The organism is Tepidimonas sp. (assembly GCF_036824975.1).
Lineage (GTDB): Bacteria > Pseudomonadota > Gammaproteobacteria > Burkholderiales > Burkholderiaceae_C > Tepidimonas.
The window spans coordinates 1-12,805 of sequence record NZ_DAISZC010000063.1; the positions used below are offsets into that span (position 1 = coordinate 1).

At 70.6% G+C, this 12,805-nt stretch carries 11 protein-coding genes; 3 read left to right on the forward strand and 8 right to left on the reverse strand.

Annotated features, from left to right (window positions below):
- The 4 genes from ptsP to V7Z54_RS07840 all read right to left on the reverse strand — a co-directional run.
- On the reverse strand, window positions 1–1,616 hold a 1,616-nt coding region (gene ptsP / locus V7Z54_RS07825), incomplete at its 3' end, for a phosphoenolpyruvate--protein phosphotransferase (protein WP_334135638.1).
- Entirely contained in the window at window positions 1,613–1,882 is a 270-nt protein-coding gene (locus V7Z54_RS07830) for an HPr family phosphocarrier protein (RefSeq protein ID WP_334135640.1), read from the reverse strand. The genes V7Z54_RS07830 and ptsP, both read right to left, overlap by 4 nt.
- Window positions 1,851–2,300, reverse strand: a complete 450-nt coding sequence (locus V7Z54_RS07835; RefSeq protein ID WP_334135641.1) for a PTS sugar transporter subunit IIA — start codon at window positions 2,298–2,300, stop codon at window positions 1,851–1,853. The genes V7Z54_RS07830 and V7Z54_RS07835 overlap by 32 nt, the downstream gene beginning before the upstream one ends.
- 20 nt (window positions 2,301–2,320) lie before the next feature.
- A complete protein-coding gene (locus V7Z54_RS07840; RefSeq protein ID WP_334135642.1) occupies window positions 2,321–2,953 on the reverse strand; it encodes a hypothetical protein in 633 nt (210 codons plus the stop codon).
- A gap of 63 nt (window positions 2,954–3,016) precedes the next feature.
- Here V7Z54_RS07840 and V7Z54_RS07845 point away from each other — a divergent pair, with 63 nt between their 5' ends.
- A complete protein-coding gene (locus tag V7Z54_RS07845) occupies window positions 3,017–3,454 on the forward strand; it encodes a thioredoxin family protein (RefSeq protein ID WP_334135643.1) in 438 nt (145 codons plus the stop codon).
- A 140-nt stretch (window positions 3,455–3,594) separates the two neighbouring features.
- Here V7Z54_RS07845 and V7Z54_RS07850 read toward each other — a convergent pair whose 3' ends face one another.
- Genes V7Z54_RS07850 through V7Z54_RS07860 form a run of 3 tightly spaced genes read right to left on the reverse strand, consistent with a single transcriptional unit; the run spans window position 3,595 to window position 10,553 of the window.
- Window positions 3,595–4,629, reverse strand: a complete 1,035-nt coding sequence (locus V7Z54_RS07850) for a diguanylate cyclase domain-containing protein (RefSeq protein ID WP_334135645.1) — start codon at window positions 4,627–4,629, stop codon at window positions 3,595–3,597.
- Window positions 4,629–10,106, reverse strand: a complete 5,478-nt coding sequence (locus V7Z54_RS07855; RefSeq protein ID WP_334135646.1) for a PAS domain S-box protein — start codon at window positions 10,104–10,106, stop codon at window positions 4,629–4,631. Before V7Z54_RS07855 ends, V7Z54_RS07850 begins: the two co-directional genes overlap by 1 nt.
- A 42-nt stretch (window positions 10,107–10,148) precedes the next feature.
- Window positions 10,149–10,553, reverse strand: a complete 405-nt coding sequence (locus V7Z54_RS07860; protein ID WP_334135647.1) for a response regulator — start codon at window positions 10,551–10,553, stop codon at window positions 10,149–10,151.
- Window positions 10,554–10,790: 237 nt separating this feature from the next.
- Here V7Z54_RS07860 and V7Z54_RS07865 point away from each other — a divergent pair, with 237 nt between their 5' ends.
- Window positions 10,791–11,297, forward strand: a complete 507-nt coding sequence (locus V7Z54_RS07865) for a TlpA disulfide reductase family protein (protein WP_443082454.1) — start codon at window positions 10,791–10,793, stop codon at window positions 11,295–11,297.
- Between the two features lie 26 nt (window positions 11,298–11,323).
- Here V7Z54_RS07865 and V7Z54_RS07870 read toward each other — a convergent pair whose 3' ends face one another.
- The gene (locus V7Z54_RS07870) at window positions 11,324–11,767 is read right to left on the reverse strand and encodes a c-type cytochrome (RefSeq protein ID WP_334135649.1); all 444 of its coding nucleotides are present in this window, start codon (window positions 11,765–11,767) and stop codon (window positions 11,324–11,326) included.
- 283 nt (window positions 11,768–12,050) lie between these two features.
- Between V7Z54_RS07870 and V7Z54_RS07875 the strand changes: the two genes are divergently transcribed.
- Entirely contained in the window at window positions 12,051–12,764 is a 714-nt protein-coding gene (locus V7Z54_RS07875; protein WP_334135651.1) for a cytochrome b/b6 domain-containing protein, read from the forward strand.
- Window positions 12,765–12,805 lie beyond the last annotated feature (41 nt).

Here is a 12,805-nt window from a genome sequence, read left to right on the forward strand (position 1 = left end):
TGCATCGAAAAGCTGCGCAACCCCAGCCCCAGCAGCAGGCGCGTCAAGGTCACGTCGCCGGCCATTTCGCCGCAGACGCTGACCGGTTTGCCCGCCTCTACACACGCCGCGATGGTGTCGGCCACCAGCCGCAGCACCGCCGGGTGCAGCGGGTCGTAGAGGTGGGTGACGCTCTCGTCCACCCGATCGATGGCCAGCGCGTACTGGATGAGGTCGTTGGTGCCGATGGACAAAAAGTCGAAGTGCCGCACGAACAGCCGCACCGCGAGCGCCGCGGCCGGCACCTCGATCATGGCGCCCACACGCACCGGGCCATACACCGCGCCGCGGCGGTCGAGCTGCTCGCGCGCCTGCGCCAGCATGGCGTGCACCTGTCGGATCTCGCCCAGGTGCGCCAGCATGGGAAACAGGATGTTGACCCTGCCGTGCGCCGCCGCGCGCAGGATGGCGCGCAGTTGCGTCAAAAACATGGCCGGCTCGGCCAGACTCCAGCGGATGGCGCGCAGCCCCAACGCCGGGTTGAGGTGCTCGTCGCGCCGGTGATGGTCCAGCGGCTTGTCCGCGCCCACGTCCACAGTGCGAATGGTCACCGGCAGGCCGTGCATGCCCTGCACAGCGCGGCGGTAGGCATCGTACTGCTCCTCTTCATCGGGCAGGCGGCCACCGCGGCCCATGAACAGGAATTCGGTGCGAAACAGCCCTACCCCCACCGCGCCCACCGACAGCGCAGGCAGCGTGTCCTCGGGCTGCTCGATGTTGGCCAGTAGCTCGATGCGTTGCCCGTCCAGCGTCACCGCCGGCGTGTTCTTGATGCGCGCCAGCCGCTCGCGCTCGATGACGCCCTGGCGCTGCTTGTAGCCATACTCGGCCAACAGCATAGGCGTCGGGTTGACGATCAGCACGCCGGCGTCACCGTCGACGATCACCCAGTCGTCTTGCTGCACCAACTGGCTGGCGTTGCGCGCCCCCACCACCGCCGGGATGTCCATGCTACGGGCAACGATGGCGGTGTGGCTGGTCTTGCCGCCGACGTCGGTGACGAAGCCAGCAAAGACGCTGTGCTTGAACTGCAGCATGTCGGCCGGGGCCAGATCGTGCGCCACCAGCACCAGCGGGTCCCCAACCGAAGCCCCCTCGGCCACTGCAGGCTGCGCAACCGGCGACCCCACCCCCTGCAGCACACGCAGCATGCGCTCGACGATTTGCTCCAGATCGGCCTTACGCTCGCGCAGGTAGGGGTCGGCCATTTCGTCGAACTGGCGCGCCACCAGCTCCAACTGCGCTGTCAGCGCCCACTCGGCGTTGTAGTGGCGCTCGGTCACCCAGTACTTGACACCCTCCTGCAGCTGGGCGTCGTGCAGCAGCATCAGATGCACCTCCAGCAGCGCCGCCAGTTCGGCGTGCGCATCGATGCCGTCGTGCGCCAGCCCGGCGCGCAGCTGCTGCAGCTCGCCAATGACGACGTCGCGTGCGCGCCGCAGTCGCGCCAGCTCGGCGTCGGTCTGCTCGGGCGCAATGAAATAATGCGCCACATCTAGTCGGCTGGAGGCCACCAGCACCGCACGGCCAATCGCCACGCCGCGCGACACCGCCTGCCCGTGCAGCGTAAAGGTCATTCCCCCTCCCCGAATTTGTCGTCGATCAAGGCCAGCAGCGCCGCCATCGCCTCGTCTTCCTGCGGACCGTCGGTTTCGATCTCCACCGTGGCCCCCAGACCGGCCGCCAGCATCATCACCCCCATGATGCTCTTGGCATTGACGCGCCGCCCGTTGCGGCTGAGCCAGACCTCGCAGGGGAACTGGCTGGCCAACTTGGTCAGCTTGGCCGAGGCACGGGCGTGCAGACCGAGCTTATTGCTGATGGTGGCGGTGCGCTGGATCATGGTGGACGGGACGACGAAGCTGGTTTTGCGGGGCAGTGGGGGCCAGTGGCATCACACCTTGCGTGCCGCCGAGCGTGGCGCGCGTCACCAGCGCGTCCAGCGGCTCGTGTCGGTAGGTAACGGCACGCAGCAGCATCGGCAGGTTGACACCGGTGACCAGGCGCGTGTGCCCACCATCGAGCAGCTGGGTAGCCACGTTGCAGGGCGTCGCGCCAAAGACGTCGGTCAGCACCAGCGTGTCCACCGCCCCGCGCAGTGCCAGCAGCGCGCGCGCGCGCGCCAGCGTGGCTTCGGGCGCCTCGTCGGCCGGCACGTCCAACGCGTCCACATCGCCCCCTGCGTCGGGAAAGATGTGCAACACGCATTGACGCAGCGCGGAGGCCAGCGGAGCGTGGGCGATGACCAAAATGGCATTCACGACCGCGATTATCGGCAGGATCAGCGCCAGCGCACGGCCCCGAAAAATTGCTCGTGCGCCAGAGGCGGCAGCGACTCGCCCAACACCGCCGCCTGCACCAGCCAACGCCCATCGCTGGCCCAGTGCAGCTCGGCGGCCAGCAGCTGCCCCGCCGTGTCCCGTGCCGGGCCGCGCCAGCAGCGCGCCTGCACCGCCCCCGGGATTAGGCAGGGCACCGGCTGCCAGCCCGGCGGGGCGTCGCCACCGGAAACCCCCGCACCCAGCGCCGCCCAGTGGGCGCGCTGCCAGGCCGCGATCCACGCCGCCGCCACTGCGGCGGCGCCGACATCGGCCCCGTCGGGCGGCAAGGCCACCGCGCCCACCGAAAAGGTGCGTCCATCGGCCTTGCAGCCAACCATGCGCAGCGCCACCGGCGGCGCGCCGGGCCCCGCCAACGGGACCTCGCGCACCGCCTGATCCGCCTTGCAGGGCAGCCACACCGTCAGCGGCGTGCCGGTGGGCTGTACTGCGCGCCAGTCCAGCGCCGGGCTGCACCCGGCCAGCACCAAGCCAGCGGCCAGCACCCCCCAGCCGGGCAGGTGGCGCAGCGGCCGCGCGATGGGGGCATTCCCCGCCGCTGTGGCTCGGGCGCGCAAGCAACGGCACAATCGCATATATCGCATCGTAACGCAGCCCACGTCGCGCAAGCGCCCCCCAGTAGCCATACCGTTGCCCCAATGAGCACCACCACGCTTTCTGCCCGCGCTCCCCAGTCTGCGCTGCCCACCGCGGCGTCGCTGCAGACCGAAGCGCGCACCGCGGTGGCCCGGGGCGAGCCGCTGGTGGTGATGGTGACCCTGGCCGGCTGTGCCTTCTGCGACGTAGTGCGCGGGCATTACCTGGGGCCGATGCAGCAGCGCGGCGAAGTGGTGGCAGTGCAGGTGGACATGCTGGACCGGCGCACGGCGCTGCGCGATGTGCAGGGGCACCCCACCACCGGATACGAGCTGGCACGTAGCTGGCGCGTGCGGGTGGCACCCACCGTGCTGTTTCTAGATGACCGGGGACGCGAGCTGGCCGAGCGGCTGGAAGGTATGGGCGTTGCGGACTTTTACGGGCCGTACCTGGAGCAGCGGCTGGCCCAGGCGCGCGCACAGCTGCGCGCACGCCGCTAATCCGCTTGGCGCTTGCGTAACCTGCTCATGGGATAGCAGCGGCTGCGGCCTGGCGGTTGATCATCGACAGCCACCGATCGCGCGGATACAGGGCCACGACTCACCCGCTTCGGCCCAACACCAAGCCCGCCCCAACGCTTTTACGGGGGAGCAGGCGAAACGACCACCGTACCTGCCACGTTCGCAGCACCGTCGTACTCGAGCCGCGCCGCGCACACCCGCGCACGCCCTTGGTGTTTGGCCTCGTAGAGCTGGGCATCGGCCAGGCCCAGCAGCAGGGCGGGGTGGGCGCCGCGCAGCGCTGGACCCTCGCGCGCCGCGACACCGAAACTGACGGTCACCACTGGCGCGGCGCGGCTGTGCCGGTGCGGAATGGCCAGCTCACGCACCGCCTGCCCCATGCGCTCGGCCAGGGTGCGCGCGTCGGCCAGCGGCGTGTCGGGCAACAGACAGGCAAACTCCTCGCCGCCGTAGCGCGCCACCATGTCGGTGGGGCGGCGCAGCTGCTCGCGCAGCGTCTGCGCCACGCGGCGCAGCACCTCGTCGCCGGCCTGGTGGCCGTAGTGGTCGTTGTAGGCCTTGAAGTGATCGACGTCGGCCAGCATCAGGCTCAGCGGGGCGGCCAGCCGCTGCGCGCGGCCCCACTCCAGTGCCAACCGTTCGTCGAAATGACGCCGGTTAGCCACCCCGGTCAGGCCATCGACGAAGGCCAGCGTGCGCAGCAGGTCCGACTGGAACTTCAGTGTCAGATGGGTGCGCACCCGCGCGCGCACCACCGCCGGATTGACGGGCTTGGCGATGAAGTCCACTGCCCCGGCTTCCAGGCAGCGGCTTTCGATGTCCGCGCCCTCGTGCGCGGTGACGAAGATCACGGGCAGGTTGGCCGTGTCGCGCTCGGCATGCAGGCGCTGCAGCACCTCGAAGCCGTCCATGTCGGGCATGACGACGTCGAGCAGCACCAAATCGGGCTGCTGGTCGCGCACCACCTGCAGCGCCTGCGCACCGCTGGTGGCCATGAACAGCTGGTATGGCCCGCTAAGCGCCCGGTACAGCACCTGCAGCTGCACTGGCTGGTCATCGACCAACAGCACGCGCGGCTTGCGCGCGGGCCACGCTTCGGCCACCGCCAGCCGGTCGGGCGGTGGGTGGGCGGCTGATGCGGGCACGGCGGCCATCAGGCGGCTCCCGGCTCGGCCAGCAGCGCGGCCACGGCCTGCTGCGCTGCCTCGAAGTCCAGCGCCTCCATGGCCTGGTGCAACGGTGCCCAGCGGGGGTCGGCCGCCACCGCGGCGTCGGCCAGCAACCGGTCGTGCACTTCCAGCGCTTCCATGTCAGCCTCCTGCAACAGCGCCTGCAGCCGCACCAAGTCCCCGCGCCAGCGCACCGGGTCGGCCTGCGCGCCGCCGCCCGCCGGTGCCGGCTCGGGCGACGGCACCCAGCCGTGGTCCTGCAGCGCCGCCAGCACGCGCTGCAGCGCGTCGGCGCTCATCTGCAGCTCGGCCACCAGCGGCGGCCACCAGGCGCTGCTGTCCAGCGGCGCCGGCGCCTGCGGGGCCGCGGCCAGCGCCGCCTTGACGGCCTGCTCGGCACGCGCCGCACACTGCGCCAGCTTCACCGCGCCCACGGTGCTGGCGGTGCCTTTGAGGGTGTGCAGCGCCGCCGCCAGCGCGGCGTCGGGCGCCGCCCCCAGGCGGCTTTGCAAGTCGGCCTGCACGTCGGGCAGACCCTGAACGAAGCCGCGCACCACCCGCTGGTACAGCACCGGGTCGCCGCCCAGCCGCTGCAGCGCTGCCTCCACCGCCACACGATCGGGGTCGGGCCATGCGATCGGCGCCACGGCACCGGCGCCGCTGTCGCCCGGTGACGCTGCCGGGCCCTGCACGTTGGGTGCCGGCGCGGGCGGCCCCGGGGGGACTGCCCCGGTCTCGGTGTCGTCACGCACCGCGTGCGGCGCCCAGTGGCGCAGGACCTGCACCAGCTGGTCGATGGCAAACGGCTTGCCGACGTGATCGTTCATCCCTGCGGCCAGGCAGGCCTCGCGGTCGCTGGCCATGGCGTTGGCCGTCATGGCAACGATCGGCAGCTCGGTCAGGCCCAGCCGCTGGCGAATCACGGCCGTCGCCTGCAGACCGTCGAGCACCGGCATCTGCATGTCCATCAACACCACATCGAAGGCATCGGCGCGGCGCTGCAGCACGTCCACCGCCTTTTGGCCGTTGTCGGCCACCGTCACCTCGGCACCCTCGCGGCGCAGCAGCTCGCAGGCCACCTGCTGGTTGATCGGGTTGTCCTCCACCAGCAGCACGCGCATGCCCGCCAAGCGACGTTGCACCGCCCGCGCCGGCACAGCGGCAGGGGCCGCTGCGGGCGCGCGCGCGTCGGCCACGGCGTCGAACAGCATGCTGGCCGTCACGGGCTTGACCAGGTAGCCGTCGAGCAGCCGTTGCACCTCGGTGCCCGCATCACCGAGCGCGTCGCGGCCACTGGCGCTGACCATGATCAGCACCGCACGCCCGCCGCCGGGCAACGGCGCGGCGTGCGCCGACTCCCACTCGCGCCACGCGCGCACCAGCGCCAAGCCGTCCATGCCGGGCAACGTCCAGTCGATGAACGCCACGTCGTAGCGCTGGCCGGCGCGCAAGCGCGCCAGCGCGGTCTCGGCGTCAGCGGCGGTGTCGCACGCCCAACCCAGCGTGCGCAGCGCTCCGGCCACCACGGCGCGCGCTTCCGGGTGGTCGTCCACCACCAGGCAGCGCAACCCTTGCAGATCGGGCAGCACCGCGCGCGGCTGCAGCTCGGCCGGTACCGTTTGCGCCACCGGCAGCGTGATCTCGAACGCGAACGTGCTGCCCACCCCCGGCGTGCTGTCCAGCGTCAGTTCGCCCCCCATCAGGCGCACCAGCCGCTGGCTGATCACCAGCCCGAGACCGGTGCCTCCGTACTGGCGGGTGATGCCCGATTCGGCCTGGGTGAAGGCGTTAAAGAGGCGCTGGCGCTGCTGCGGGGTGATGCCGATGCCGGTGTCGATGACGGCAAACTGCAGCCGCGCCCGCGGCGCGCCATCGGCACCCGGCTCCAGCGCCAGCAGGCGCACACGCAACGTGACGCTGCCTTGGTGCGTGAACTTGATGGCGTTGCCGCCCAGGTTGATGAGCACCTGCTGCAGCCGCAGCGCATCCCCGATGAGCACGCGCGGGATGGCGCGGTCGATGTCGAACAGCAGCTCCAGCCGCTTGCCGCGCAAGTTGGCCGCGTACAGCGTGGCCAGGTCACGCCACAGCCGCTCCACCGCAAACGGCTCGCAGTGCAGCTCCAGCTTGCCGGCCTCGATCTTGGAGAAGTCCAGAATGTCGTTGATGATGCCCAGCAGCGACTTGGCCGCCGCCTCGCTCTTTTCGGCGTAGTCGCGCTGGCGCGCATCCAGCGGTGTGCCCAGCAGCAGCTGCAACATGCCCAGCACGGCGTTCATCGGCGTGCGGATCTCGTGGCTCATGTTGGCCAAAAATTGGCTCTTGGCACGGCTGGCCTCCTCGGCCTGCTGACGCAAGCGCTCGGCCTCACGCCGTGCCTGCTCCAGCTCGGTGACGTCGAAGCGCAGCCCCACCACGTGACCGTTGGGTAAGCAACGCTCGACGATGCGCAGCGCCGAGCCGTCGCCGCGCTGCACCACGCGGTCGGTGCGGCCGGCGCGAAAATCCGCCAGCCGTTGCGCCAGCCAGGCGTCGGCGTCGGTGCCTGGCGACAGGCGGATCTCGCCGCGCTGCAGCCCGGTGCGGATGAAGGTCTCGAACGCCACCCCCGGCTGCAGGATATCGCGCAAGCCCGCGTGCAGCTGGTAGAAACGCTCGTTGGCCCACACCAAGCGTTCGTCGGCGTCGAACACCGACAGCGACGCCCCCAGCACATCGAGCGCGTTGAGCAGCAGCTGCTCTGTTTCTTCGGCAGCAGCGCGCGCGCGCTCCAACTCGGTGATGTCGATGCGAAAAGCCACCGTGTAGCCTTCGGGCGTGCGGCGCTCGATGATGCGCAGCACGCGCCCGCTGGCCAGGCACTGGGTCAGCTCGTAGTCGCTCTGGCGGTGCTGCGCCACCCGCTCGGCCACCCACTCGTCCACGCGACCGATGGCGGCCGCATACTCGCCACGCTCGGCGCCGTAGCGCTCGATCTCCTCGAAGGTGCGGCCCGGCTCCATCAGCGGGGCCGCAAGGGGGTAGTAATCGCGGTAGCGCTGGTTGCAAAATACCAACCGATCGTCGGGGTCGTACAGCGCAAAGCCTTCGCCGATCGTTTCGATGGCGCTGCGCAGCAGCCGCTCGGCGCGCGCGGCAGACTCCTCGGCCGCTTTCAGCGCCGTGATGTCGAGGTTGGTGCCGTACAGCGCCTGCCGCTGCGGCCGTGCGGAGTCGGGCAGCAGGCGCGCACGCGTGCGCACCCACAACCAATGCCCGCTGCGGTGGCGCAGGCGCAGGGTGTACTCCAGCACCTCGGCGCCACCGGCCAGCACACCCAGCAGGGCCAGCTCCAGCCCGGGCAAGTCGTCGGGGTGGACACGCTCGGCCCACTGCGCGCGCGTCACACGCGGCGGCGGGCCGTCCCCGTCTTCGGGCCACCCCAGCATGCGCCACCACCGGGCATCGACGAAGGCGTCGCCCGTGTCGGGATCCATCACCCAGGTACCGGCGCCGGTCGCATCCAAGATCCCCTGCAGGCGCGCGCGCGACTGCGCCAGCGCCTGTTCCGCAGCCTTACGCGCCGTGATGTCGAAGCAGATCGACAGGTAGCGCTCAATATGCCCCTGCGCGTCGAACAGCGGCGCCACGATGCTGTCCACCCAGTACAGGCGACCGTCCTTGGCGCGATTGCAGATTTCCCCCCGCCAGGCACGGCCGCTGCTGATCGTGACCCAGAAATCGCGCCAGAACGCGGCGTCGTGGGTGCCCGAGTTGACGATGCGATGCGGCGCACCGATGAGCTCGTCGCGCGTGTAGCCGCTGATGGCGCAAAACGCTTCGTTGGCGTCGACGATGGTGCCATCGGGCGCTGCCTGGCTGACGATGGCATGTTGGCGGATGGTATCCATCAGCGTCGTGGCTTCGGCCAGCGCGGCTTGCAGCCGCTCCTGCGTGCGCACGCGCTCGGTGATGTCGGCCTCCACCGCCATGAAGCCGGTGCAGCGGCGCTCGCCGTCGTGCAGCGCAATCAACTCGATCGCCACCCAGTACTCACGCCCATCCTTGGCCCGGTTGAGGATGTCCACCTCAGCGTCGCGCCCCGCGCGCACCGCCTCGCGCAGCGCCTGCACCGCCTGCGGATCGGTGCGCGGCGACTGCAGCAGCTCGCCGGGCTTGCGGCCACGCATCTCCTGCAGCGTGTAGCCGGTCAGCGCCTCGGCCGCGGCATTCATCCAGGTCACGCGGCCGTCGCGGTCGGCAAACAACACCGCGTTGTGCGTGTGCTGGGCCACCAGGGCCAGGCGTTGCACGTCGCTTTCCAGCAACGCCAGCCGCTCGCGCTCGGCACGGCGCAGCCGCGCCGCCGCCACCACCCCCCACGCCGCCAGCAAGGCCACCGGCAACGCCCCCGCCGCCACCCACAGCGCCGCCAGCGACTGGGCATTGCGCTCCACGACCGGGGTGCTGCGCACGTAGAGGTCGAAAGCACGCTCACCCAGCACCACGCGTCGGCGCGCGCCCACCTGCGCGTTGCCGCGCCAATCGGCGCCGGTCTTCAGCCGCGCCAGCAGGCCGTGGTCATCGCTGTCCAACAGCTCTACCCCATCGAGCGTGCGCGCCGCATCCGGCGCAATATCCTGCTGCGGCGGGGTACGTGCCGCCCGCAGTGACGCCGCCTCATCGATCCAATGCCAGTCCAGTGGGCTGGACAGCATTCCGGCTTCGCGCGCCAGCTCTATGGCCGGCACCCCCAACACGACGAAACCCTCCAGCAAGCGCTGGCGGTCGGCGGGCGCAGCGGGCGTCCAGCCCCCACGATAGACGGGCAGCACCAACAACAGGCCATACTCCCCCTCGGGCGCGTTGGCCAGCCACAGCGGCGCACTCAGCGTCGCTTGCCCGCTGCGCGCCGCCTGCTGCATGGCCTGCCAGCGCAGTGGATCGGACGACAGCTCCAACCCCACCAAATGCTCTTGCCCGGGGGGCTCGATCCAGTCGATGACAAACCAGTCCTCGGTGGGCGGGCCTGCGGGACGGATGGGGCGCGCGCGCACCGGCACTGGCCCCCCGCGCCGATTCGCCTCCCGCTGCCAGCGCGGCACGTCGGCTTGTGCCACACGCCGGATGAAGGCCATCCCCGTCAGCGCTGGGTAGCGTTCGGCCAATTCCTGCGGCGCCACGAAGGCGCGCGCCTGGCGCCAATCGGCCTGCGGGTTGGCGTGCAGCCAGCCGCGCGTGGCCAACAGCAGCGTGGCGTAGCGCTCCACCGCCTGCTCCAGCCGCGCCGCGACGACCGCCAAATCGCGCTCCAGCGCCGCCTGCACATCGTCCTGCGCCTGCCGCTGCAGCCACCAACTGCCCGCCGCCCCCACCGCCAGCACCGCCGCGATGGTGGCCACGACCGCCAGCAGCAGCCCCCAGGCGCGGCCCGGCGCGGGGGTGTGACGGCCTGGCTCCGGATGCGTAGGGGCGGGGGACACGATCACTCCTGCTGGTCGTCTGTGGCTCGGTCGCCTGCCCCGCTAGGGCGTGCCCAGCACGCGCGCCAGCTCGGCCGCCAGCCGCTCGGCGTCCAGCGGCTTGGCCACGTAGCCGTCCGCGCCGGCCTCCAGCATGCGCCGCCGATCCTCGGGCAAATCGTACGCTGTGACCATGATCACCGGCGTACGCGGCCGCCCGGCACGCTCCCACGCGCGCAGCTCGGCCAGCGCCTCTAGGCCCCCCATGTCCGGCATGGTCACATCGAACAGCGCCACGTCGAAGGTCTGCGCCTGCAGCGCCTGCAGCGCCTTGTGCCCGTCGGTCACCAGTACACCGCTGTGCCCCATCTCTCGCAAGATACGGGTGGCCAGGCGCAGGTTGAGCGCGTTGTCGTCGGCCACGAGCACGCGCAGGGGCCGGGAACGCGAAGCGGCAGCAGAGCTCATAGTACGATGATGGTAACGGGAAAATCGCGCGATGCGGGCTCCCTGTGCGGGTTTATCGACGCCGCCTGCCGCGTTGCGCGGTTCGCGGCGGTGTTGTCTTCATTGCCGCCAACGGCAACCCGTGTCCCCGCGTCGGCGGGCTTGGCGACCGCCACGGGTGCCTCGCCCGCAGCCTGGCAACCGCCAGGGCGCAACCGGCGCGCCACGGCGTGCCTCCAGTGAAAGGAGAACGGCCTCATGACCCCTCGATGGCGACCCTGGCTGCTGACGGCCCCCCTGTGGCCGATGCTGGGCGCAGCAGCGCTGGCCGGCTGCGTAGGCGGTGACCGCGCACCGGCCTCGACCTTTCGCCTATTGGACGGACGCAGTCTGGCGCCCGCCGATTGGCAGGGGCGCGTGCTGCTGGTGAACTTTTGGGCCACCACCTGCGCCAGCTGCGTCAAGGAAATGCCCCAACTGGTGCAGACCTACCTGCGCTTTCGCGAGCGGGGGTTCGAAACCATCGCCGTGGCCATGAGCTACGACCCACCCGAGTGGGTGGCCAATTTCGCGCGCACACGCCAGCTACCCTTTCCGGTCGCGCTGGACAGCGACGGCTCGCTGGCGCGCGCCTGGGGCGAGGTCAAGCTCACCCCGACCACTTACATCGTCGACCGACAGGCGCGCATCGTCAAGCGCTACGTCGGCGAGCCGGACTTCGCGGCGCTGGCCGCGCTGCTGGAACGCCTGCTGAAGGCGGCCTGAACCGCCCATCCGCCCGGCGGCGCGCGTTATTCGCGATAGGCGTCGTGGCAGGCCTTGCAGGTGGCTGCCGCCTCGCCAAAGGTCTTCTTCACCGCATCCAGGTTGCCGGTGCGCGTGGCGGCTTCTAGGTCAGCCACCGCCTTCATCATCTTGTCGGCACCCGCGCGCACCTTGTCCATTTCCATCCAAGCCTCCGGCTTGGTGCGGCTTTTGATCTTTTCGGTGTCGGGGGTGAACCCGGCCCACGGCAGCTTGGACAGCGTCGCCACGATGGCGGCGTTGTCCTGCGCCACCTTGGCGTCGAACGGCACGCGCCCCTGCACCATCGCGCCGATACGGCTGAAGTGCGCCCCCAGCACGGTGAAGGCACCCTGCCGATACTTGACGGCGTCTTCCGGCTTCTGAAACTGGGCGTGGGCGGCACCGCTCACAACCAGCGTGACCGCAGCAACGAGAACGGGCAATTTCATGACATCAACCTCCTAGTGGACTGGGGAGCTGACAGTATATGCTGATGCGGCAAAATGTGTGTGACCACACCGCGCAGGCACACGCCAGAGGGAATCGCGGGCCGGGCGTACAGGTTCCCGCGCCCCCCGCTGCGGTGTCGCGCTGGTGCGACACGGGGCGCTCCACCTCCGGTCACCGGGGGTGTACCGGCCCGGTTGACGATGGCGACCCGCCCCACACCCGTCCGCCCTGATGGGCGGCAATGGTGGCCGCGCAGTGCAACGTTATGGAAGGAGGCTTACGGTGCCCCGCTCACAGCCAACCCCTGATGCCGTGCCGACGGTCGTCACCACCCGGGTGCGCATCTGGGACCTGCCCACCCGCCTGTTCCACTGGCTGCTGGTGGCAGCCGTCATCGGCCTGGTCATCACCGGCAATCTGGGCGGTAACTGGATGACGTGGCACCAGCGGCTGGGCTACGCCGTCCTGGCGCTGTTGCTGTTTCGGCTGATGTGGGGCCTCATCGGGGGGCGCTGGTCGCGCTTTAGCCACTTTCTGTTCAGCCCGCGCACACTGTGGGCCTACTTGCGCGGCCAGGCCGACCCCCGTGTTGCGGTCGGTCATTCACCGCTAGGGGCGCTGTCGGTGTTGGCGATGCTGGCGTTGCTGGCGGCACAGGTCGGCACCGGCCTCATCAGCGACGATGAAATCGCCTTCGTCGGTCCGCTGGCGCACCTCGTCAACACCGAAACCGCCCTGGCCGCCACGGCGTGGCACAAGGGCTGGGGCAAGACGCTGCTGCTGGTGTTGGTGGGTTTGCACATCGCGGCGATTGCGGTATACCGCTGGGTATTCGGCCAGGCGCTACTGCCGCCGATGCTGCATGGCGACAAGCGCCTGCCGCCCGACATCCCGGCCAGCGCCGACGGCTGGCCGCAGCGTCTGCTGGCCCTGGTCGTGGCGGCAGCCTGTGGCACCGTCGCGTGGTGGGTGAGCACCTTGGGCCCGGCGTGGTAAGCCCGGCGCGCCCGCTTTGCACGCGCGGGGCCAGCCGCCCC